The organism is Paenibacillus sp. oral taxon 786 str. D14 (assembly GCF_000159955.1).
GTDB classification, from domain to species: domain Bacteria; phylum Bacillota; class Bacilli; order Paenibacillales; family Paenibacillaceae; genus Fontibacillus; species Fontibacillus phoenicis.
Genome location: NZ_GG695977.1, coordinates 141,056 through 163,128, shown reverse-complemented (window position 1 = coordinate 163,128; position 22,073 = coordinate 141,056). Strand labels below are relative to the sequence as shown.

Sequence of the window (22,073 nt, the reverse complement as noted above, 5' to 3'; positions counted from 1 at the left end):
ACTGTGTTTCAGCGGCGACTTAAATAATGTAACACATCGGGATCAGAATTGCAAGTCTTTTTTGAAAGTTTTTTTATTCAATTGATTTGCAACTCGTTTTCTCTCAACATCCCACTCTCAACTCGATTTATTTCGTAGTTTTCATGGGACATTTAATATATCATATTCCGCATTCATGCTCAAGTCATTACACGAGAAAAAACAAAGCAGGAGAGTTACCTCCCCTGCTTTGTTTACTTGTTAGGCGTTAATCCACGGATTCCGGCGTCCATTCGAGCTGTCGGTACGTTGACGATTTTTTTTGCCTGCCGCTCCGTTACTCGATTTACTTTGTTTCTTCGGACTTGGCTGCGCGTCAGGGTTGCCCGAAATTTTCACGTTTTTTTTAGATGAGTTAGGCGTTTTTGATTTTGCCTCTGTTTTCTGGGACTCTCTCTCCTCCGTCTCGTCGCCGGAAGTAGAAGACTCCACCTCCCGATTAAAGTGCCCCTTCATGTTTTCGATCCCGCCTACTTCACCCTTCAAAGGTTCGTTAGCTAGCGGAGCCATGTTATTCGCTCCTGGATAGGCCATCGGATAATAGGATGACGGCATAACCGATGTTGGATAGCCTGGCACAGGTGGACCATAACAAGGCATCATTCCGGGATGATGTCCCCAATCCATCGTTTGTGGATAGAATGGATTGTTATTTGCTTCAGGAGATACGGATTGCGGTGATACTGCCTGAGGCTGCATATTCGGATTCGGATTTGCGTACGGGCTTACCGCTCCCATGTTCGGCATTTGTGAGACTGGCGCATTAGCATTAGATATCCCCGGATACTCCCCTTCCGCTGGTGACAATGCTGTTGGTGCCGGATTGCCATAATACCCAGATACGGGTTCAGCGGCAATGGGATACTGATAAAAAGGCGGATAGGCTTCCTGGGTCGTATACGGGTAAGGAGACATTGTTCCCGAGCAGCCACAAGGGGATGGAGCGTAACCCATGGCCGGAAGTGTGTACTGTGGCATAACATGACCTGGATAGGATAAGTTCGGGGATGGGTTCGGGCCATAGGTGTAAGGACTGACTCCTGTCGGTTCGCCCTTCATCGGTTCATAACCATATGGGCTGACCCCTGCCGGCTCGCCCTTCATCGGCTCATAGCCATAAGGACTAACTCCTGTCGACTCACCCTTCATCGGCTCATAGCCATAAGGACTAACTCCTGTCGACTCACCCTTCATCGGCTCATAGCCATAAGGATTGACTCCTGTCGACTCACCCTTCATCGGCTCATAGGCATAAGGACTAACCCCTGTGGGTTCTCCCTTCATGGGCACATGGCTATAAGGGCTGACGTTCTGCGGCCCATAATTTGCAGGAGAAATATTCGGTTGGTAAGGATAGGGCTGAATCTGAACAGGTTCATGCTTTTTCGGCTCGTGATGAATCGGTTGGAGTTTCGTGGATTCATATTGGATTTGCTCTACTTCCACTTTGATCTCCATCGGTACGACTTTAGGCGGTTGAACTTGCGCCGGTTGTTGCTTTGGCGGTTCCACATTGATCGGTTGTTGTTTCGGTGGTGCCACGTTGATCGGCTGCTGCTCCGGCGGTTCTACGTTGATTGGCTGTTGTTTCGGTGGCTCTGTTTTCGCCGGGGCTTCCTTCGGCTTTTCGGTTTTCACCGGCTCCACCTTCTCCGGCTTCGGCGCTGTCACTTCTGGCTTCACGCCGGTTGGAGCTTTCTTTCCAGAACCGGCGATGGGAGCCGTGTTCTTCTTACCAGTTTGCGCAGGAGACATCCCTACGTTCGGCGCAGAAGGGTTGTCGGCACCACCTGACGGATTTCCCATGCCCGTAGGTATGTTGACGATGTCCCCAACCTTCAATTGATTCGGGTCGCTAAGCTGTGGGTTTGCATCGATCAGACTCTGCAAAGGTAATCCCCAAGCTTTGGACAGCTTCCATAACGTGTCCCCCTGCTTGACAATGTGCTTGTAGACATTGCCCGTTTCACCGCCAATCGGTACGGCCACGGCTGGAATCTTTACTTTGTCACCGATGTTCAATTGATTTGGATTGGCGATCTGCGGGTTAGCTTCGATCAGTTTTTCCAGAGGCACGTTATACTTTTTTGAGAGCTCAAACAAAGTATCGCCTTTTTTCACAATATGGATTTTCACGCGATAAAGACCTCCTAGGTTTCTTCTCCGGTACGTGATGATCGCCCGGGGCCCATTTATTACATCCTATGCAGGAGCCCGATTTTTGACATCCTAGAAAAGAAAAAATCCTATCTCCCTCTTAGGTCGAGGAAAATAGGATTCTTGTCGGCCTTACCGAACGTTACCAAACTTTCAATCCGTCCTTATCAACGATCGCGCGGAATTCTTCCAGCAGCTTCAGCGTAATTGGGCCCGCATGCCCTTCACCGATGATGCGGCCGTCAACTTCGCGTACTGCGATAACTTCGGCAGCTGTCCCCGTCAGGAACACTTCGTCGGCGACATAGACATCATGCAGCGTAAATGGCTGCTCTTGGATGTTGTAGCCTTTTTTGCGGCAAATTTCGATGATTGCTTGGCGGGTAATGCCGTCCAAAGCGCCTAAGTAGCATGGAGGAGTCGTAATAACCCCGTTCTTCACGATAAAAATATTATCGCCCGACCCTTCCGTAACGTACCCTTGCGCGTTCAGCATGATTGCTTCGCCCGCACCGGACAGGTTCGACTGAATTTTCACCAAGATGTTGTTCAAATAGTTCAGCGATTTGATCTTCGGATTCAAAGCGTCTGGGATGTTGCGGCGCGTCGACACAGATACGGTCTTCAACCCCGTTTTGTAGGCTTCTTCCGAATAGATCGCCAGCTGCTCTACAATAATGATCACCGAGGCTTTCGGGCAACGGTTTGGATCCAATCCGAGGTTGCCGGGACCGCGGGAGACAACCAGACGGATATAGCCATTACGCAGATCGTTGCGGCGAAGCGTCTCGACCAGCGCATCTTCCATTTCCTGATACGTCAGCGGAATGTCCAACATAATGGATTTAGCCGAATCGTATAGGCGGTCCAAATGCTCCTTGCATTTAAAGATGTTCCCGTTATAAATGCGGATGCCTTCAAAAATCCCGTCCCCATACAAAAAGCCGTGGTCATATACGGAAACCTTTGCTTGATCTTTTGTTACGAATTGTCCATCTAAATAAATCCATTGTTCTGCCATTATTTTGGCACCTCCGCTTTTTGTTCTCCAAATGACAAGCTGGGATAACTCCCCAGCACACGTACTTGACAGTTGAGCGCTTCGATTTCACCAATCGCTGAACTCAGCAGCACGGAATCAACCGCTTCAAGCACATCCATAATAAAATAGTAACTGCCCAGCCTCTTCTTCGTAGGGCGTGACTCGATGCGCGACAAATTCAGTTTACGCCATGCAAATGCAGACAATACCTGATGCAAGGCGCCCGGAAAATCCTCAGGCAACGTTACCAGCAGACTTGTTTTGCTTTGGGCTGCCGAGTGATTCAGTTCAAGCGGCCGCGGGCCGATCAGAACAAATCGGGTATAGTTATTATCGTGATCCGTCACATGGCGAGCCAGGACATCCAGTCCATGGCGCTTAGCTCCTAGTGCCGTGCCGATTGCCGTCCAGCCTTGTCCCGGATTTTTCTTCACCAGCTCTACCGCTTCTGAAGTGCTGCCGGTATGCTCCAGCTCCGCCTTAGGCATCTGCGAACGAATAAATTGCAAGCACTGCGCCATCGCAACCGGATGAGACAGCACCTTCGTCACTTTGCTGTAATCGATCTCGTCCGATGGATCGGCCGCTTGGAACTCTTCCTTCTTGCCAATCAAATTCTGCACGGAAGGGTATATCCATTCAATCTGCATCGGAATATCCACTTCGTGAATCAGCCAATCCATATGAAGGCTGACGGAGCCTTCAATTGTATTCTCCATCGGGATGACGCTGTAATCACTGTGTCCGCTGGCCGTGGCTAAGAAGACGTCGGATATCTGCTTGAAATGCAGCAGTTCCACAGGCTCATCGCCAAATAGATGCAGCGCCGCTTCATGAGATACCGAGCCTTCCGGCAGCAATGCTATTCGTTTCATCTCCTGACTTCCCCTCATAAGGTGCTTCAACCATTAATCTTAATCGATCACGAAGCTCTCACAAACCGTAGGCTTGAATGTGATCCAGAAAAGAACCTTCACTCTCCATAGTAAGCTCCACAGCCCCCGATGTGCAAGGTTTCAGCCTCATGGTCTGCGCGGAGATGCCTTCCCCACTCAGCACCTCCAGCAAAAACGACTCCAGCTGTTTGTCCGCTCCCTGACGGCGGTCCGTCAGACAGAGCAGCGTCGGTCCGGCTCCGCTTAAGGCAGCGCCCAAAGCCCCATGGGCAGTTGCTTCCTTAAGGATCCGGGCCATTCCGGGCACGAGTGCAGCCCGGTACGGCTGATGCAGCCGATCGCGCATGGCAGCCGGGATCAAATCCAGCCGGCCGGCGGCTAACGCCGCTGTAAGCAGGGACGTGCGGCTGACGTTGTACACCGCATCCTGCAGGCTGATCTGCTTCGGCAGCGCCTCACGCGCCTTGGAGGTGGACAGCTGAAAGTCAGGAATAGCAACGAGCACCTCCAGATCGGCTGGCGGCTCGATGCGCAGCACATCCGCGTGCGCCCCGTCCCAAACCGCGGTAATAATCCCGCCGAACAGGGAGGCACCAACGTTGTCCGGATGCTTCTCCAAGGCCGTAGCCATATCGAAGAGCTTGGCCTTGCTTAAAGGCTCGCCAACCAGCAGGTTGGCCGCAAACAGCGCCCCGACGATCGCCGAAGCGCTGCTGCCAAGCCCGCGGGTTAACGGAATATCTGATTTCATCGAGATTTCCAGTTCCGGTAAGGTCACGCCGGCTTCCGCAAACACCGATTGCGCGACTTGGTATACCAGATTGCTTTTATCGGTCGGCAGTCCTTCCAGGTTCCCCCCATGCAGGGTGATCACCGTGGAGGTTGCCGGTTTCATTTCAATCCAGGCATAGAGGTTAAGCGCCATACCAAGCGTATCAAAGCCGGGCCCCAGATTCGCCGTGCTTGCCGGCACCTTGACCCGGACGCCTTCCCGGCGAATCATGCCCGTGCTCCTTGCAGCTTGGCGATCGCATTCAGCACCGCTTCCTCCGTATCCTGTACGACAAGCGGTTCGCCGCCAATGCTCTTGATCGCGATGTTCGGATCCTTCAGACCATGTCCGGTCAGCACACAAACGACGGTCTCGCCGCCTTTGAAATAGCCTTCCCGATGCAGTTTATATACGCCGGCGATTGAAGCAGCCGATGCCGGCTCGGCAAAGATACCTTCCTTGGCAGCGATAGTGCGGTATGCATCAAGGATTTCGTCGTCCGTAACGTAGTTGATTTGCCCGCCGGATTCCTCCGCGGCGGCGACAGCTGTCTTCCAGCTGGCCGGATTGCCAATCCGAATGGCGGTCGCAATCGTTTCCGGCTCCAGAATCGGCTCGCCTTTGACGATCGCCATCGCGCCTTCGGCCTCGAATCCAACCATCCGCGGCAGAGAAGTCGATTTACCGCGCTCATAATATTCCTTGAAGCCTTTCCAATAGGCCGAGATATTGCCCGCGTTGCCGACGGGAATCGCCAATACATCCGGCGCTTTCCCCAGTTGGTCGCACACCTCGAATGCCGCTGTTTTCTGGCCTTCAATGCGGTACGGGTTCACCGAGTTGACCAGCGTGATCGGATGCTTGGCGGTGATGTCGCGCACGATTTCGAGCGCCCGGTCGAAGTTACCTTCGATGGCAATCACTTTCGCCCCGTAAATCATCGCTTGCGCCAGCTTTCCGAGGGCAATGTTGTTGTTCGGAATCAGCACGATGCAGTCGATTCCCGCCCGAGCCGCATAAGCCGCTGCCGCTGCCGAGGTATTCCCCGTGGAGGCGCACATAATCGTCCGGCTGCCTTCCTCCACCGCTTTCGCGACGGCCATCACCATTCCGCGGTCCTTAAAGGAACCGGTTGGATTCAGCCCTTCATATTTGAAATACAGATCCAGGCCCAGCTCCTTCGACAGGTTCTCCGCGCGAACCAGCGGGGTATTGCCTTCCTGCAGCGTCAGCTTCGGCGTCTTGTCGCTCACCGGCAAATATTCCTTGTACGTTTCCAGCAATCCGAGATATCTCATGCAAAAAGAACTCCTTTATTCTGAATTAATGTTATTATCCCTCTACGCGATACACGCTTTTGATCCGATGAATGACGTCCAGCGATTCGAAATGGGCCAATACCTTATCCATGCTTGCCTTGCTGGCATTGTGCGTCACGATCATAATTTCAGCACCTTCAACATTCGTATTTGGCGACTGTACGACCGACTCCAAGCTCACCTCGTATTCGGCGAAGACTTGGGTGATCTGCGCCAGAACGCCGGCTTTATCGTCGACGTGGAGCAACAGGAAGTTTTTGTAGGCGATTTGTTCGTCGGTTTTCAGCTTCTTGGGCTTATACGGGACGATGGCTTTCAAACCGTTCACGCCAAGCTTGAGGTTCTTAACGACAGCGACCAGGTCCGCAACCACGGACGTGGCCGTCGGCATTTCGCCGGCTCCCGCACCGTAGAACATCGTTTCCCCAACGGCTTCCCCATACACGTACACCGCATTGTAAACGCCATTTACGGCCGCGATCGGATGCGTATTCTTCACCATGGTCGGCTGAACCGTAATGCTGAATTCGTCATCCTGCCGTTCTGCGATGCCGAGCAGCTTCATCTCATACCCAAGACGCTTGGCATATAAAATATCTTCCTTGGATACCGAAGTTATGCCTCGAACATGCACATCGTCCAGCTCCACGTTGGTGCGGAAACCGAGGGTTGCGAGAATCGCCATTTTGCGAGCGGCATCCAATCCCTCCACGTCGGAGGTCGGATCGGACTCTGCGTATCCGAGCTGCTGCGCTTCCTTCAGCACATCCTCGTAAGAAGCGCCTTCCTGGCTCATTTTGCTCAAAATATAATTGGTCGTTCCATTGACAATCCCCATAATTTTCATAATCCGATCCGAGGAAAAGCCTTCAATCAACGTGCGAATGATCGGTATGCCGCCGGCCACGCTGGCTTCATAAAATACGTCGCATTGATGCTCCATCGCCTTGGCCAGAATCTCTGAGCCATACAGCGCCATCAAATCCTTGTTTGCGGTCACGATATGCTTGCCGCGTTCGAGCGCCTCCAAAATATAAGCTTTTGTCTGATCCACGCCGCCCATAACTTCCACAATCACGTCGATCTCCGGATCTCGGATGACCGACCAGGGGTCCTCCGTCAGCTTTCGTGGATCCACATGGACGCTGCGCGTTTTGTCTAAGGTCTTAACGGCAATTTTCTCAATGACGATCGGCGAACCCACCTGACTGCTGAGATCCTCCTGATGTCCTTCCAAGATCCGGACCACGCCGGTCCCTACCGTGCCAAGTCCGAGCAGTCCTACTTTCACAGGCTTCACAGCCGTCCCCTCCCGTTATCCAATTACGGTTTTTTTCGTCTAATTTCTCCTCTTTACCTTGTTAACCTTGACCAACGATCTGTGTTCTCCTTACGCCCGGAATGCTTTGCAGCGAATCCAGCATCTCATCCAGCTCTTCGGTTAAGCGCGAGGTTTCCACGGAGATCACGACATTGGCTTTGCCTTGCAGCGGGATGCTCTGATTAATCGTCAATACGTTGCCGCCGGAACCGGCGATCAGCGCAAGCACCTTCGATAAGATCCCGGACCGGTGCTCCAGATCAAAGGAGATGGTCACGATGCTTTCCCGTTCGAATTGATTGAGTTGATGAATGCCGTCTTTATATTTATAAAAAGCGCTGCGACTTAACCCCACTTGAGCAACAGCCTCATGAACTGTTTTGGCGTCGCCGGAGGCCAAGAGCTGCTTTACCTGTAAGGTCTTAACTACCGCTTCTGGCAAAATATCCTCACGAACCAAATAGTAGTGCTCCTTCACGAACGTCCTCTCCTTAGAGACTTTTGTTTTCATATAGTGGACATTATAACGGATATGACGCAGGGTGGCAATGATTTTTTGTCCTGACCCATAGCAAAAAAAGCACCCAAAAGGTGCTCTTTTCCATCATCAGTAGTAGCTGCTGCCTTCAACGAACTCAAACTCGAAGTCCCCGATGCGGACCAGCGTACCGTCCTTGGCCCCCCGCTTGCGAAGCTCATCGTCTACCCCCATATGCCGCAGCGTGCGGGCCAGCTTCAGGATGGCGTCATGCGAATTCAGCTGCATCCGCTTCATCATCCGCTCGATCTTCGCGCTTTCCACCACGAAAGTCTCGTTTTCGCGGCGGATCGTAAAGCCTTCGTCTTCCTTTTTGTCCAATTTGTAAATTTTGCGTTCCGCCAGTTCGGTCACTTCTTCGATCGCAGGCGCCTCCGGAATTTGCTCCAGCAGCTCCGCCACGCGGTAGAGCAACTCTTGGACACCCTGACGAGTCAATGAAGAAATCGGCATAATCTCCAAATCCCCGCGCACCTTGGCGACTTCGGCACGGAATTTCTCCAAATTCGCTGCCGCTTCAGGCATATCCATCTTATTGGCGGCTACGATCTGCGGGCGTTTCTCCAAATCGGCATTGTACAGCCGCAGCTCGTCGTTAATTTTCTGCCAATCGTCAAAAGGATCCCGCCCTTCCGAGCCAGCCATGTCAACGACATGGACGATCAACCGCGTCCGCTCGACGTGCCGCAAGAACTCATGGCCCAGACCAACGCCTTCATGGGCCCCTTCGATCAATCCAGGCAAATCCGCCATCACGAAGCTCCGGCCGTCGCCCACATCAACAACCCCCAAATTCGGGGTGATCGTTGTGAAATGGTAGGCGCCGATCTTTGGTTTTGCTGCCGATACAACGGATAACAACGTCGATTTCCCAACGCTAGGGAACCCGACCAGTCCGACATCGGCCATCACCTTCAGCTCGAGCACGACCCAGCGTTCTTCGCCCTCTTCGCCATGCTCTGCCAGCTCAGGTGCCGGGTTGTTTGGCGTAGCGAACCGGATATTGCCGCGACCTCCACGACCTCCGCGGGCCACAACCACCTCCTGCCCATGGCGCGTCAAATCGGCAAGCACCTCTTGGGTATCGTCGTCAATGACAACCGTTCCGGGGGGGACCCGGACGATCATGTTCTCCGCATTTGCTCCGTGCTGGCTCTTATTCCGCCCCTTCTCTCCGCGCTGCGCCTTGAAATGCCGTTGATAGCGGAAATCCATCAGCGTTCTCAAGCCTTCATCAACGCGGAAAATCACGTCGCCGCCTTTGCCGCCGTCACCGCCGGCCGGACCGCCTTCGGGCACGTATTTCTCCCGGCGAAAAGCGACCAGCCCGTCGCCGCCGTCGCCCCCCTTGACATAAATTTTCGCTTTATCTACAAACATGCGTTCACCTCGTTTATTTTTCCACAAGCCACCCGTAGCCGCAACGAACCGTTTTCCGCATCGCCACGGTCAGCCTTAACCCGCAATCCCGCCATTCCTTCATCAAGAAGGCGGACAAGTACCTCCGGATTCCCCTTGGAACCGGCCTGTTCAAACCGAACGATGACTTCGCCGTCCTCACGGTACATCGACATCTTCAACTGCAGCGTCTCTCCCCAAGAAGAACGCCCGTTATACTGGAAGATCCGCACCGTTTCCACGATGGCCTCCGTCAGTTCTTCCGCTTGCTCCGCAGTAAGCAATTGATCCAGCTGCAGTTCGTCCTCAATGTCAACGTCGAGATGAATCGAACCGTTGACCTCGCGGAACGATTGTAAGTAGAAGACCAAGGCCGGAATGCCTAACCTGGAAATTTTACTTTCTACGGCCATTCGTTCTTTTATTCTTTCCACGCAATCGGCGAGTTTATCAATTTTCCGAAGTTGGATATACCCATATAGAATCTGCAGATCGTTCATCCAATCGTGGCGATGATGACCCAGCGTGGCGGAGGCCGTTCGTTGGACCGATTCCAGCAAATGCTTCCGCTCGATTTCGGCTCCTTTCCGAAGATGCCGTACATATAGCCCAAACAACACGAAAAGAGCCCCGCACAGGAGGACCTGTCCGATCGGCGACTTCAGAAAATAAGCTAGTGTCAGGCTAACGAGCGCGATCAACACGATCATTGCCCTCACCATGAACCGATGTTTCATATCTTCCCCGTTCCTCTAACAGATTGGGCGGAATGAAACTCCCCACCCTGACATCCCTACCCAGTATAACATACCTCAACCAAGTTCGCTCCCGTTATGTATGTAAAAAAGTAAAGCCCTGACACCAACGTGCCAGGGCTCTTGATTCATAGCTCTTAAGCTTCGACTGTAGCCGCTACAGGAGCGGTTTCCACAGGGTAGACGCTCACTTTTTTGCGATCGCGACCCCAACGTTCGAATTTCACAACGCCGTCGATTTTCGCAAACAGCGTATCGTCCGAACCGATGCCTACGTTTGTACCTGGGTGGATTTTCGTACCGCGTTGGCGAACGAGAATGCTTCCGCCCGTTACCAATTGGCCATCAGCACGTTTCACGCCAAGGCGTTTCGCGATGCTGTCGCGTCCGTTCTTCGTGGAACCTACGCCCTTCTTGGAAGCGAACAACTGGAGATCCAATTTCAACATTGTAGTCTACCTCCTTCTTCAAATAATGACGTCCTGTATCTGAATATACTTCCCGTATGATTCTTCGATACTCTTCAGCATAACGACAAGCGAGGCAAGCAGCAGTTGCGCTTGTGCTCCGGCTTCTTCCGTTTCGACCGTATCAGGAAGATTCGCGCTAAGAAAGCCGTTCTTCATCCTGGAGTCCATCACAATGCCCGTCAACGCTTCGATCGAGTTGACCGTTCCAACGGTCACGGCCGACACGCCCGCGCAGACGATGTCCTCACCGGCCTTCGCATAGCCGGCATGGCCTTCCACCTTAAAGCCTGCGATGTCGTTATTCTTCCGGCGTAATATGGAGACGATAATCAAGTTATCGCACCTTCTTACGCTTGGATTTTCTCGATCGTTACTTTCGTGTAAGGTTGACGATGACCTTGCTTCTTGTGGTAGTTCTTCTTCGGTTTGTATTTGTAAACGATCACTTTTTGGCCTTTGCCATGCTTCTCGACTTTCGCCGTTACGCTAGCGCCGGATACCAATGGAGTTCCCGTTACCAAACCTTCACCTTTCGATACTGCCAACACACGGTCGAACGTTACGCTTGCACCGTCTTCTGCGTTCAATTTCTCGATGTAAAGCACATCGCCTTCTTGAACACGGTATTGTTTACCGCCGGTTTCGATAATTGCGTACATTTGCTTGCACCTCCTCATGTCTCAGACTCGCCTGATTCAGGTGCCGTTAGACGCAAAGGTCCAGCGGACTTGTTAACCCGATCGGAGCGGTTGCAGCATGTGCACAAGCTAACTCATGACACATACCCTAATATACTACCATGCACCTTGCAAAAAATCAACTGATTACCGTAATCTCTTCCCGCATTCTTTTTCGCGTCATTTCCAGCAAGCCGAGCTTGGTCCATCCCAAAATATGATGCTGTGTACGGTCGCCAGCCAGCGCCTGCTCCAGCCGCTCCCAAACGGCCGATCGATGCTCGTCGCTGTTCATATCGATAAAATCTACGATGATAATGCCGCCGGTATCCCGCAGCCGAATCAGCCGGGCCATCTCCTGCGCGGCCTCCAGATTGGTGCGGAACACCGTATCCTCCAAGCTGTCTCCCCCGGTGAACTTGCCGGTATTCACGTCAATCACGGTCAACGCTTCAGTCGTGTCCCACACGAGGTAGCCGCCCCCCGGCAGCCAGATTTTCCGCTGAAAATCCTTCTCCATCTGCGGCCTCACTTCATAATAATCAAAGATCGGCACTTCGCTTTCATGCACAATGATGCGCGGCGTCTCCCCCGGCAGCATCGCCTGCAGAAAAGCAAGCGCCTCCTCCGCCTGCTCCGGACAATCCATGATCAGCTCGTCCGTTTCCGGGCTATATACGTCGCGCATCAAACGTTGGATCATGCTTAAATCCTGGTGCAGTACGACCGGAGCTGCCGCATGCTTCGCCTTCTCCTGGATGGCGGCCCATTGCTTGCGCAGCTGCGCGAGATCTTCCGCGATCGCCTTGCCGTCCTCTTCCTCGGCGACCGTGCGCAGAATCAATCCTTCCTCCTCGCTGCGCAGCTCCTCACCAAGCAGCTTGAGGCGTTGCTTCTCCTCTTCGCATGCGATCTTCTTGGAGACGGCAACATAACCAGCCGTCGGCATATAGACCAGCCAGCGTCCCGGCAAAGAATAATGAGTCGTCACCCGCGCACCTTTGTTGCCGATCGCTTCTTTTACAACCTGTACGACCAGCTCTTGGCCTGGCTTCAGAAGCTCCGCGATCGACGGCTTCTGCTTCGGCTGCTTCTCCAAATGAGGGTGCAGCACGTCGTCGATATAGAGAAACGCATTCTTTTTTTGACCGATATCCACAAAAGCGGCCTGCATACCCGGAATGACATTAACCACTTTGCCTTTCACAAAGCTGCCAACCAGTCCTCGATGTTGAGAACGCTCCGCCGCATATTCCACCAGCTTGCCGTTTTCTAGAAGCGCAATTTCGGTAGAGCCAGGTCCGCAGTGAACAATCATCCTCTTCATGATCTCACCCTTCATACTTTCGTCATCCATTGATCATGAACTCGCTTATTATCAAGTAACATGCCCGTTCCATTATATCACGTCTGTCGCGCTTCAAGCCCCAGAGCCTCCCTGTAAGAAAGAGGAAATCACTCGTTGTTCCGGAACGACCGCCACGATGTTCCCCTGTTGGTTCATCACGTAAATAAAATGATATTTTTCTCTCTTAAATAGACGCAAAATGTGATCCAAAGGTTTCGTTTTCTCCGCAACGATTGGTTGGGCCAACGTCCCGCTCAGCAGATGTCTGGAAAAGCTGCGATCCCGGTTCACCAGAAAACGGATAAAACGATAGGGAATGTTCCGATAATCGGTCAGATTGGAATAAAGCAGGAAGAGGCCAATCAGCAGAAGATTCAGCTGCATCCCACCTAACCCGAGCCATAGCGGCAAGAAGGAGTAGGCCACCAGCAAGGCGCTGAACAGCAAGCTGATACGGTAAGACCAGAGCAGCGTGGCATAATAAGGCATAACCAGGCTGCATAAAGCCTGCGAGATTTTGCCGCCGTCCAGCGGCAGGATGGGCAGCAGATTAAATAAAGCAATGAGCAGATTGCTTTGAATAAAATAGCTCAAAAACGGCCCGTCCCAGATCCCGACGGCATGAAGCAGTAAGGAGGCGCCGATCAGCAACAGGTTTTGCAGCGGGCCTGCCAAAGCGATAACCATCTCGCGCCCGGCTGTGAGGTCCCCCGCATCCTCCATGACCGCCACGCCTCCAAAGGGAAGCATTTGGACGGACAAGACTTTGATGTCGTACATGCGAGCGGCAAACACATGGCCCATCTCATGCACGAACACGATTGTGAACAAGGCAAGCAGTTCCAGAAAGTGGCCGGTCAGCACAGACATCAGCATAATAATGACGAAAAAAGGATGGAACGAAATCGCGATGCCGCGCCATTTAATCAAATGGAATCACATCCGCCGGATCGATATACCGGTCATCTTTTTTGATCGCAAAATAAAGCGTCGGCAATGGCGACTGCGTTCGCGGCGGAAGGCTGCCCAGAACATCGCCCCCTTCCAGCCAGTCCCCTTTTTCAACGGAGATCTGCTCCAAATGTCCATATACCGAGACGTATCCCCCGGCATGCTGTACCGTCACGGTCTGTCCGGTCTCGGCTTCCCGGGCAACGCGAAGCACCCGTCCGGTCTCGATGGCTTTGACCTGCAAGCTGCCGGTGTCAGGGATAATTTCAACTCCTTTTAAGCTCAAGGCAAATGGACTGGCAAGACTGCCCTCAATCGGCAGTGAAAAACCAGCTGCGCCTCCTACTCTCAGCCCATGATCTTCATTGGTTTTAAAGATGGGAATAAAGGATGGTGCCCCTCCGAAATTACGTTCGTACCAGGCTTGGGCCGCTTGGAAATCCATCTCCACGGTAAGCGACTTGGCAATAAACGCGCGGATGGGCGTCGCCCAGGCCGGCTCATAGCGGTTCATGCCCCAGATCGCCGCAAACAGTAACGTGCTAATCACCAGGCGAACGAACATCGCGAACCAGAACGTCGAACGTTTTCCCGGCCCGGGACCCATCAGCTCATCGTCACCCTTTCCGCTTCCATAAGCGCCAGCATAAGGATCCTGCCAGCGGCCTTGCCCGCGCTTCCATAACAGCTCGGGATCGGGATCGGTGTCGTCCTGACCTGCACTAACAGGCCATGGCTTCGTTCTCGGAGGTGCAGCCGCCCGTCCGGGGGCAGATCCCCAGCCCTGATCCGGCGGCAGCGGCCCTACGGCGTCTTCCATCGTCAATTGCCGAATCCGCTCCGCTCTCCGCTTTTTGACATTTGATTTCACGTCCATGCTCTTATCCCCCCGCTCCGCTCCACAATTCGTGGTTGTCCCATAAGTCATCCGTTCCTGCCGCTGCCTTCTTCTCTGGCAGGGCCTGTACTACATACTTATGAGCCACAGGAATGGAATATGAACAAGCTTGGAGATCCGCCTAATCGCTCCTGAGCTGGGAAGTGAATAGAGGTAATTTATGTTCTTATTCCACCACGTTTATCTTCAAGCGCACATCATAACGGTAATTTTGGGCCTTATTGATGCGACTTCACCAACAAACATCCTGGAGTTCTCACGAATAAGGGAAAAAAATGACCTTATTTCAGCCAATCTCTTTGACTTCGCAAAAATAAGGCCATCTTTTACCTCTATGAGGTGCAGCGGTGGTCAATAAACCAAAAAACCGGTGCTGCCGGCACCGGTATATCCTAATCCACCTTATATTTCTCCTGATGCAGCTTAATGCTGAACACCAGTCCGATACATAACATATTGATGAGCAGCGAGGTTCCTCCATAGCTGATGAACGGCAACGTAATCCCGGTAATCGGCATCAGGCCGATCATCATCCCGACGTTCTCGAAGATTTGGAACAGGAACATCGCAACGATACCAACAATCATGTAGGCGCCTCGTTTATCAATGCAATGCAGGGCGATTAAGATCATCCTGTAAATGAACAAGAAGTAGAGCAACAGCAGCACCGATGCCCCGATGAACCCAAACTCCTCGCCAACGACAACAAAAATCGAGTCCGAATACGGATACGGAACGAATTTCTTGTTCTTTAAGTCGCCTTTCATGTAACCGTCGCCGAGCAGTCCCCCGGAGCCGATGGCGATCTTGGCATAGTTGGATTGGTGCCGATCGTCGCTCGACGCTTGATCCGGGTTGATAAACGTGTTGATCCGCTGATACCAGTGAAGCTTCTGATGCTTCGCTAAATAGTCTTGAATCTGCGTATTATAGGCGTTAAACAACGTGACGAACAGAATCAATCCCGCTACCGCCGCGGTTAAACCGATCAAGACGTGGCTGTATCTGGCATTGCCGATCCACAGCATCCCTACCAACACGACGAGATAAATGATGGCATTTCCCAAGTCCGGTTGAATCAATACCAAAAAAAACGGCAGCAGCGTCACCAGCGTGATCGGAATAATGTCGCGCCGGAAGTGAAGCGGTTGCCCCATTTTTTTGCCTAATAAATACCCCGTCGTCAAAATGAGAATAACCTTAACCAATTCGGCCGGCTGAAATTGCAACCCGCCAATCTTGAACCAGCTGCGCGCCCCGTTGATTTCCGGCGCAAACAGGTAGACGAGCACCAGCAGCACGCAGCCTGCTCCGTACACATACCAGCTGTACCGAAGCAACGTACGGTAATCCACCAAAGCCATACCGAACACGACCACGAACCCTAGCAAGTAAAATATGATCGTCTTCAGATCATACCACTGGAATTCCGTCTCATATGGAGCAATGGCACTGCGCACCAGGAGGGTACTAAACACCATAAACAAAGCAAGTATCCCTACCATCAGCCAGTCCACATGTTTAAGTTTAAAAAACAACGGTTATCCACCCATTCCAAAAAACTTCTTAAAGCGCGTAAATACGCCCTTCTTCTGATCCAGCAGCATCAGCGGCACGGTGTCGCCCAAAATCCGCCGCGCGATGTTGCGGTAGGCAATCGCAGCCGAAGAGTCCGGATTCATTACCGTCGGTTCGCCGCTGTTGGCGGCTTTAATGACCTTCTCATCGTCTGGCACGATGCCGATCAGATCGATGTTTAACACCTGAAGGATTCCTTCAATATCCAGCATATCCCCGGATTTCATCATATTGATTTTAATCCGGTTCACAACCAGCTTCGGCGAAGCGATATGCGAGTTCTCCAAGAGCCCGATAATTCGGTCCGCATCGCGTACAGCGGCATGTTCCGGCGTTGTGACCACGATCGCCTGATCCGCCCCGGCAATCGCGTTCTTAAACCCTTGCTCAATCCCCGCCGGGCAGTCGATAATTACGAATTCAAATTCCTTCTTCAGTTCCAGAACGATGTCTTTGACCTGATCTGGCGAAATCGCGTTTTTATCCTTCGTTTGCGCCGCCGGCAGCATATACAGCTCATCGAACCGCTTATCCTTCACCAGCGCTTGATTCAGTCGGCAGCGACCTTCGGCCACGTCGATCAAATCATAAATGATCCGATTTTCGAGCCCCATGACTACGTCCAAATTTCGCAAACCGATGTCCGTATCCACTAAACACACTTTTTTCCCCAGAAGCGCAAGCGCCGTGCCGATATTGGCCGAGGTCGTGGTTTTGCCCACCCCGCCTTTACCGGACGTTATTACGATAGCTTGTCCCATGATTCACACCCCTTTAAACACGTTAAGGTCCGGTCTCACCCGGGTGATATTGATGATTTTGTCGATCTGCATCTTCCCTTCCCGTAGAAAAGCGAACTCCATGCTCGTCTCCCGGTTCTCCCATTCATCCGGGGGCCGGCTGATCGTTTCCGCGATTCGAAGCTGCGTTGGAGACAAGTACGAAGCTGCAATGATCGAATTCTCGTTGCCCTCAAAGCCTGCATGGGCCATCCCGCGCAGAGCGCCGAGAATCAGAATGTCGCCGGTACAGCGAATCGTCCCCCCGGGATTCACATCGCCGATAAACAGCAGGTTGCCCTCATGATGCAGCACCTGACCCGAGCGGACAATCCCCGCAATCGTCGTCAGCGCTCCCGGCGCATCCGCCCGAACAATTTCCGGCATCTCAAAGGAGCGGACAAGCAGATTGCCTTTTTGCTTTAATATATCAAGAATCATGTCCTTCTGATCCTCAGTGACGAGTCGCATCCCCAGCTTCACATCGACATGGATGATCGGCCCAGTCAAGATATGTTGATGGCTAAATTCCAATTTATACTTTAATTCCTCCAGAAGACTCGAAAAATCGCATTTGTCGTCCAGCAGGAAAACCAGGCCATCTTTTACGCCTTTAATCGTCACGTGGTTGGATTTTACTGTCATGAGCCTGTCCCTCCCCCCCTAATCAATTCGCGCCGAAGCGGAAAAGTTCCTGCTTACAGCAAGCAAAATAAGCGGGAAGTCAAGCGTTCTCCTCGGGAGAGCGTCTGCGGGTAATGATTTCGAGCTGCCGACGCAGCGGTACGTATATCGCCAAAGCAAATACGAACTGCACCAAAACGTTTGGGATAATGTGATTTTTCAACGCCCATGTATACGGCTGGTGTATCAGTTCAAACAGCGTATACGTACCGAACAGAATCGAATCCAGCAGCAGGCCGCCCAGCAGCACGACGATCATCATCAGCGGCAGCGGTGCCCGCTGGTTGCGGGACAAGAGCCCCAGCAGATAGCCGGACAACCCCATAGCGAAGGAGTAGGCTCCGATCAACGCCCCGTAAAAAACGATATCGTGCAACATCCCAAAGACCAGACCAAGGATCAGCCCCGTATGCCGGTTCTCATAAACGGAGAAATATAGAATAACGACGTAAACCAGATGCGGGGCAATCCGCGTCTGCCATGCCGTAGGGATCAGCCAAGGAACCAAAGTTCCCTCAAGAATGAACAAGAGGAACAGCAGCAGAATTAAAATCAGTTTGCGCTTGTTCACTCGCCTTCACCTTCCGGTTCGAATACGATAAATAGTTCCTTCCAGTCGGTGAAGTTCGCAGCAGGTTCCACCGTAGCGGTATACGTCAGCCCGTATTCGCCAACCTGAATGTCCTTCACCGTGCCGATCACCATCCCGCGAGGAAATACGCCGCCGATCCCGGAGGAGACGATGGTATCCCCTTTCTTCAGCGGAGTGGCATCTTCAATGCGCGTCATGAGGAACATTCCCTGCTCGCGATCAAACGTTTCGATCATGCCAAAGACGTCGTTTTCCTTCCCTTGTGCCGTCACGGCGATGCCGTTAGAGTTCGGGTCCTTGGCATCCATTGAGGTCGCAAGGCGGACGGTGGACGTAAAGTTGCTGACATGACTGATCACGCCAACCAAGCCTTTATCGGAGGAGACAGCCATCCCCTCTTTCACGCCTTCCCGAGCCCCTAAATTAACCACGATCGTGCGATTGACAGGATCGTCATTAACGCTGATGACCTGGGCAATTTTCCAGGTGTAATCGTAGAGTCTCTTTTGCGCTTCAGTGAAATCGAGCTTATTCTTCAACCGTTCGTTTTCTTGAGCAATCCAGTTATACGTCGCTTTGTCACGTGTATAGTGCGCCAAAGCGATCTTGAGCTGCTCGTTCTCCTCCTGCAGCGCGCGCAGGTTCGAAATATCTTCAAAGAAGCCCGCTACATAGCTAGCGGGCTTGTAAAACACGTATTGCACGAAGCCAACCGTGTCCTTGACGAATTTCTCCGGCCAGGACAAGCTGGTTCTTGGCCCCAGCGTAAACCCCATCACCGCAATAAACAAAATAAGTCCCATCAACAAAATAAATAATCTTTTGTTGCCAAGCAGCTTAAACAGTTTTCGCACCCTCCAACCATACATGATTTCTTGGAAAAACGGCATTGGCCGTCCAATTCAGGACGGCGCCGCTTTGATATCAGGGGTGCCTTCTTCCGCGCGAAATTATCGCTTGGAACGAAGGGCTGAACTACTTTTCGATTTGAATAAGTGGATATTATCCAAAGCCCGGCCCGTACCGATCGCCACACAGTCAAGCGGATTCTCCGCCACAATCACCGGCATGCCGGTTTCGCCGGCCAGCAGTTTATCCAGGTTACGCAGCAACGCGCCGCCGCCGGTCAATACGATTCCCCGGTCCATAATGTCTGCTGCGAGTTCCGGCGGGCATTTCTCCAAAGTGACTTTCACCGCGTCCACGATTGCACCCACCGTATCGCTCAGCGCTTCGGAGATCTCGTCAGAAGTGATCGTGATCGTCTTCGGCAGTCCTGTCACGAGGTCGCGTCCGCGGATTTCCATCGTTTCAACCTTCTCCAGCGCAAGTGCGGAGCCGATATCCATCTTCAGCTGCTCGGCGGTTCTTTCCCCGATCATCAGGTTGTATTGGCGCTTGATATATTGGATGATCGCTTCATCCATTTCATCGCCTGCCACGCGGACGGATTTGCTGGTGACGATCCCGCCCAGCGAGATCACCGCAACTTCCGTCGTCCCGCCGCCGATGTCCACGACCATGCTGCCGGTAGGTTCCCAAACCGGCAAATCTGCGCCAATCGCCGCGGCGAACGGCTCCTCGATCGTGTAAGCTTCGCGTGCACCTGCTTGCTTCGTCGCGTCCTCAACAGCCCGCTGCTCAACGGCCGTGATCCCCGACGGTACGCAAACCATCACGTTCGGGTGGCGCTGGAACAACGAACGTTTCTTCTGCGCTTGACCAATAAAATATTTAATCATCGTTGCCGTTGTATCGAAATCAGCGATCACGCCATCCTTCATCGGACGGATCGCCCGAATGTTGCCGGGGGTTCTGCCGATCATCTTCTTGGCCGATTCTCCGACGGCCACGATGTTTTTCGTGTCGGTATGAATCGCTACCACCGAAGGCTCGCGGACGATAATGCCCTTGCCTCTCGTATATACCAACGTATTTGCCGTCCCTAAATCAATTCCCAAGTCTTTTGTAAAGCCACCCAACATGCTGCTTCTTCCTTTCCTTCTGTATCTAACCTATTATATTAGAGGTTGTTCAAAAAGTCATCTTCCGATCACGAAGTTCATCAATGATGCAAGTTCGACGGCGAATCTTGAATTCAGCCGGGCCTTCCGTTGCTCACGTAGATCTGTCTACGCTCCGCTACTCAGCCCCTAGCTTCATCCAATCTTCTTGGTGCTCGAAACCTGACTTGTTTGAACCTTCATTGAAACGGTTGTTCAAAAAGTCATCTTCCGATCACGAAGTTCATCAATGATGCAAGTTCGACGGCGAATCTTGAATTCACTGAAGTTACATCAAGCCCCGTTCTTTCAAACTGACGAACTTGCCGTCCCCGATGACGATGTGATCGAGCACATCGATGCCGATAATTTCCCCCGCTTCGCAAAGCCTACGCGTCATCCGGATATCCTCCGGGCTTGGAGTGGGATCGCCGCTGGGATGATTGTGCGCACATACGACGGAAGCGCTGCTGCATTTGATCGCAGCCCGGAACACCTCGCGCGGATGCACAATCGATGCGTTCAGGCTTCCGATCGAAAGCGTCTCTTGAGCAATGATATGATTTTTTGTATTCAAAAAAAGACATACAAAATGCTCTTTCTGCAAATAGCGCATTTGCTCCATCAATAGCTCAGCCGCATCGTGCGGACTGCGGATTACTGCTTGATCCGGAAGACGTGACTTGGCCAGTCGCTGCCCCAACTCAATCCCTGCCTTCAGCTGGACCGCTTTCGCAGGTCCGATGCCTTTCAGGTTCGTCATCTCTTCCAGGCTGACATCAACCAGCCCGCGCAGCCCGCCTAATTCGGCGAGCAATCGCTGGGCCATATGAACTGCCGATTCCTGGCGTGTTCCTGTGCGGAGCAGGATCGCCAGCAATTCCGCATGGCTGAGCGCCCCCGCTCCGTATTTGATCATTCGTTCCCTTGGCCGCTCCTCAGAAGGAAGATCACGCAGCATATAGGGAGTTTGTGCTTGTTCCATCGCTATCCCCCGCTTCCGAATGGGTTCGGGTCGCTCCCGGTTATTCCGGTTACGCCCGTCCTAAGTTCGGAAGGATATGCTTTATCACTTCCCGATGACCTGCCATCACGGCAAGCTCAGCCTCCTGCTTACAGCACCTGAATGTCGAAATCCTTCAGCATGTCCACGAGCAGCGAGACCGGCAAGCCGACCACATTAAAATAACATCCTTCAATTCCAGTAACGATCGTAGCGCCAAGTCCTTGAATCGCATAGGCCCCAGCCTTGTCCAATCCTTCCCCGCTGCGGGCGTAGGCTTGAATTTCCGCTTCGGTCAATGCCTTCATCCTTACAGTCGTCGCCCGGTAATCAACGTGACGTCGCCCCGTTAAGGCGTCCATGCAGGCTACGCCAGTATACACCACATGCTCTCGTCCCTGCAGGCTTCGCAGCATATCCGCTGCCTCTTGGGTGTCCTTCGGTTTACCCAAAACTTCGCCGTCTCGGACCACGATCGTATCGCTCCCGACGATCACCGCATTGCGGTCTGCCGAAGGATCAAGCCCCCGGTAAACGGCTTCCGCTTTGCGCCCGGCAAGCTCCATCACGATTTGCTCCGGCGATAACGATGCTTCGAAAGATTCCTCTGTATGGCTTGGTACCACTTCGAAAGGAATCGCCAGAGATGCGACTAATTCACGCCTGCGAGGTGAAGTGGAAGCAAGAATAATCCGGCGCAAATTTGCGGTATCCATTATGGAACTCTCCTTTGTAGAAAACGAATTGATGTCCTGAATGGTTACATGCATAAGTTGGTAAAAAATAGATAAGAATCGACAACGGTTTGCTGTCATCCCCGCCATTTTTTGACACTAACCTATTATAAGATTAT

23 protein-coding genes and 1 other annotated feature are annotated in these 22,073 nt (G+C 52.5%); all 23 genes read right to left on the bottom strand.

What is annotated here, in order from left to right; genetic code table 11:
* Positions 1-240 precede the first annotated feature (240 nt).
* Positions 241-2,175 carry a LysM peptidoglycan-binding domain-containing protein gene (locus POTG_RS24830; protein ID WP_009225189.1) on the bottom strand — a complete coding sequence of 645 codons (1,935 nt, stop codon included), beginning with the start codon at positions 2,173-2,175 and terminating at the stop codon, positions 241-243.
* A gap of 163 nt (positions 2,176-2,338) precedes the next feature.
* Positions 2,339-3,217, bottom strand: a complete 879-nt coding sequence (gene ilvE / locus POTG_RS12480; protein WP_009225188.1) for a branched-chain-amino-acid transaminase — start codon at positions 3,215-3,217, stop codon at positions 2,339-2,341.
* On the bottom strand, positions 3,217-4,113 hold the full coding sequence (gene pheA / locus POTG_RS12475; RefSeq protein WP_009225187.1) for a prephenate dehydratase: 897 nt from the start codon (positions 4,111-4,113) through the stop codon (positions 3,217-3,219). The genes ilvE and pheA overlap by 1 nt, the downstream gene beginning before the upstream one ends.
* 58 nt (positions 4,114-4,171) lie before the next feature.
* Positions 4,172-5,137, bottom strand: a complete 966-nt coding sequence (gene thrB, locus POTG_RS12470; RefSeq protein WP_009225186.1) for a homoserine kinase — start codon at positions 5,135-5,137, stop codon at positions 4,172-4,174.
* On the bottom strand, positions 5,134-6,204 hold the full coding sequence (thrC, locus tag POTG_RS12465; RefSeq protein ID WP_009225185.1) for a threonine synthase: 1,071 nt from the start codon (positions 6,202-6,204) through the stop codon (positions 5,134-5,136). Before thrC ends, thrB begins: the two co-directional genes overlap by 4 nt.
* 34 nt (positions 6,205-6,238) lie before the next feature.
* Positions 6,239-7,525, bottom strand: a complete 1,287-nt coding sequence (locus tag POTG_RS12460) for a homoserine dehydrogenase (RefSeq protein ID WP_009225184.1) — start codon at positions 7,523-7,525, stop codon at positions 6,239-6,241.
* Between the two features lie 61 nt (positions 7,526-7,586).
* Positions 7,587-8,024, bottom strand: coding sequence for an ACT domain-containing protein (locus POTG_RS12455; protein WP_016311133.1), 438 nt, complete (start codon positions 8,022-8,024; stop codon positions 7,587-7,589).
* Between the two features lie 129 nt (positions 8,025-8,153).
* Complete coding sequence (obgE, locus tag POTG_RS12450; protein WP_009225182.1) at positions 8,154-9,464, bottom strand: GTPase ObgE; 1,311 nt, start codon at positions 9,462-9,464, stop codon at positions 8,154-8,156.
* Entirely contained in the window at positions 9,455-10,219 is a 765-nt protein-coding gene (locus tag POTG_RS12445) for a Spo0B domain-containing protein (RefSeq protein WP_009225181.1), read from the bottom strand. Before POTG_RS12445 ends, obgE begins: the two co-directional genes overlap by 10 nt.
* Before the next feature lie 155 nt (positions 10,220-10,374).
* Entirely contained in the window at positions 10,375-10,686 is a 312-nt protein-coding gene (gene rpmA, locus POTG_RS12440) for a 50S ribosomal protein L27 (protein ID WP_009225180.1), read from the bottom strand.
* A gap of 18 nt (positions 10,687-10,704) precedes the next feature.
* A complete protein-coding gene (locus tag POTG_RS12435; protein ID WP_009225179.1) occupies positions 10,705-11,040 on the bottom strand; it encodes a ribosomal-processing cysteine protease Prp in 336 nt (111 codons plus the stop codon).
* Between the two features lie 14 nt (positions 11,041-11,054).
* Positions 11,055-11,366 carry a 50S ribosomal protein L21 gene (rplU, locus tag POTG_RS12430; RefSeq protein ID WP_009225178.1) on the bottom strand — a complete coding sequence of 104 codons (312 nt, stop codon included), beginning with the start codon at positions 11,364-11,366 and terminating at the stop codon, positions 11,055-11,057.
* A 13-nt stretch (positions 11,367-11,379) separates the two neighbouring features.
* Positions 11,380-11,468 (bottom strand) — a sequence feature (ribosomal protein L21 leader region).
* 55 nt (positions 11,469-11,523) lie between these two features.
* On the bottom strand, positions 11,524-12,711 hold the full coding sequence (locus POTG_RS12425) for an Rne/Rng family ribonuclease (protein ID WP_036645225.1): 1,188 nt from the start codon (positions 12,709-12,711) through the stop codon (positions 11,524-11,526).
* A 93-nt stretch (positions 12,712-12,804) separates the two neighbouring features.
* Positions 12,805-13,662 carry a M50 family metallopeptidase gene (locus POTG_RS12420; RefSeq protein ID WP_009225176.1) on the bottom strand — a complete coding sequence of 286 codons (858 nt, stop codon included), beginning with the start codon at positions 13,660-13,662 and terminating at the stop codon, positions 12,805-12,807.
* Positions 13,655-14,560, bottom strand: a complete 906-nt coding sequence (locus POTG_RS12415) for a M23 family metallopeptidase (protein ID WP_036645174.1) — start codon at positions 14,558-14,560, stop codon at positions 13,655-13,657. Before POTG_RS12415 ends, POTG_RS12420 begins: the two co-directional genes overlap by 8 nt.
* 413 nt (positions 14,561-14,973) lie before the next feature.
* Positions 14,974-16,119, bottom strand: coding sequence for an FtsW/RodA/SpoVE family cell cycle protein (locus POTG_RS12410; RefSeq protein WP_009225174.1), 1,146 nt, complete (start codon positions 16,117-16,119; stop codon positions 14,974-14,976).
* Positions 16,120-16,122: 3 nt separating this feature from the next.
* The gene (gene minD, locus POTG_RS12405; protein WP_009225173.1) at positions 16,123-16,920 is read right to left on the bottom strand and encodes a septum site-determining protein MinD; all 798 of its coding nucleotides are present in this window, start codon (positions 16,918-16,920) and stop codon (positions 16,123-16,125) included.
* A 3-nt stretch (positions 16,921-16,923) separates the two neighbouring features.
* Positions 16,924-17,583, bottom strand: coding sequence for a septum site-determining protein MinC (gene minC / locus POTG_RS12400; protein ID WP_009225172.1), 660 nt, complete (start codon positions 17,581-17,583; stop codon positions 16,924-16,926).
* Between the two features lie 79 nt (positions 17,584-17,662).
* Positions 17,663-18,193, bottom strand: coding sequence for a rod shape-determining protein MreD (gene mreD, locus POTG_RS12395; protein ID WP_009225171.1), 531 nt, complete (start codon positions 18,191-18,193; stop codon positions 17,663-17,665).
* The gene (mreC, locus tag POTG_RS12390) at positions 18,190-19,068 is read right to left on the bottom strand and encodes a rod shape-determining protein MreC (RefSeq protein WP_036645171.1); all 879 of its coding nucleotides are present in this window, start codon (positions 19,066-19,068) and stop codon (positions 18,190-18,192) included. The genes mreD and mreC overlap by 4 nt, the downstream gene beginning before the upstream one ends.
* 96 nt (positions 19,069-19,164) lie before the next feature.
* Positions 19,165-20,199 carry a rod shape-determining protein gene (locus POTG_RS12385; protein WP_009225169.1) on the bottom strand — a complete coding sequence of 345 codons (1,035 nt, stop codon included), beginning with the start codon at positions 20,197-20,199 and terminating at the stop codon, positions 19,165-19,167.
* A 307-nt stretch (positions 20,200-20,506) separates the two neighbouring features.
* Positions 20,507-21,202, bottom strand: coding sequence for a RadC family protein (gene radC / locus POTG_RS12380; protein ID WP_009225168.1), 696 nt, complete (start codon positions 21,200-21,202; stop codon positions 20,507-20,509).
* A gap of 128 nt (positions 21,203-21,330) precedes the next feature.
* Positions 21,331-21,936 (bottom strand): Maf family protein, encoded by a 606-nt coding sequence (locus tag POTG_RS12375; protein ID WP_009225167.1) that lies wholly within the window; start codon positions 21,934-21,936, stop codon positions 21,331-21,333.
* Positions 21,937-22,073 lie beyond the last annotated feature (137 nt).

Coding starts and splice junctions, on each gene's coding strand:
- POTG_RS12385 (WP_009225169.1), bottom strand. CDS start 20,199: ATGTTGGGTGGCTTTACAAAAGACTTGGGAATTGATTTAGGGACGGCA.
- minD (WP_009225173.1), bottom strand. CDS start 16,920: ATGGGACAAGCTATCGTAATAACGTCCGGTAAAGGCGGGGTGGGCAAA.
- POTG_RS12375 (WP_009225167.1), bottom strand. CDS start 21,936: ATGGATACCGCAAATTTGCGCCGGATTATTCTTGCTTCCACTTCACCT.
- ilvE (WP_009225188.1), bottom strand. CDS start 3,217: ATGGCAGAACAATGGATTTATTTAGATGGACAATTCGTAACAAAAGAT.
- rplU (WP_009225178.1), bottom strand. CDS start 11,366: ATGTACGCAATTATCGAAACCGGCGGTAAACAATACCGTGTTCAAGAA.
- thrB (WP_009225186.1), bottom strand. CDS start 5,137: ATGATTCGCCGGGAAGGCGTCCGGGTCAAGGTGCCGGCAAGCACGGCG.
- obgE (WP_009225182.1), bottom strand. CDS start 9,464: ATGTTTGTAGATAAAGCGAAAATTTATGTCAAGGGGGGCGACGGCGGC.
- minC (WP_009225172.1), bottom strand. CDS start 17,583: ATGACAGTAAAATCCAACCACGTGACGATTAAAGGCGTAAAAGATGGC.
- POTG_RS12445 (WP_009225181.1), bottom strand. CDS start 10,219: ATGAAACATCGGTTCATGGTGAGGGCAATGATCGTGTTGATCGCGCTC.
- thrC (WP_009225185.1), bottom strand. CDS start 6,204: ATGAGATATCTCGGATTGCTGGAAACGTACAAGGAATATTTGCCGGTG.
- POTG_RS12425 (WP_036645225.1), bottom strand. CDS start 12,711: ATGAAGAGGATGATTGTTCACTGCGGACCTGGCTCTACCGAAATTGCG.
- rpmA (WP_009225180.1), bottom strand. CDS start 10,686: ATGTTGAAATTGGATCTCCAGTTGTTCGCTTCCAAGAAGGGCGTAGGT.
- radC (WP_009225168.1), bottom strand. CDS start 21,202: ATGGAACAAGCACAAACTCCCTATATGCTGCGTGATCTTCCTTCTGAG.
- POTG_RS12415 (WP_036645174.1), bottom strand. CDS start 14,560: ATGGACGTGAAATCAAATGTCAAAAAGCGGAGAGCGGAGCGGATTCGG.
- pheA (WP_009225187.1), bottom strand. CDS start 4,113: ATGAAACGAATAGCATTGCTGCCGGAAGGCTCGGTATCTCATGAAGCG.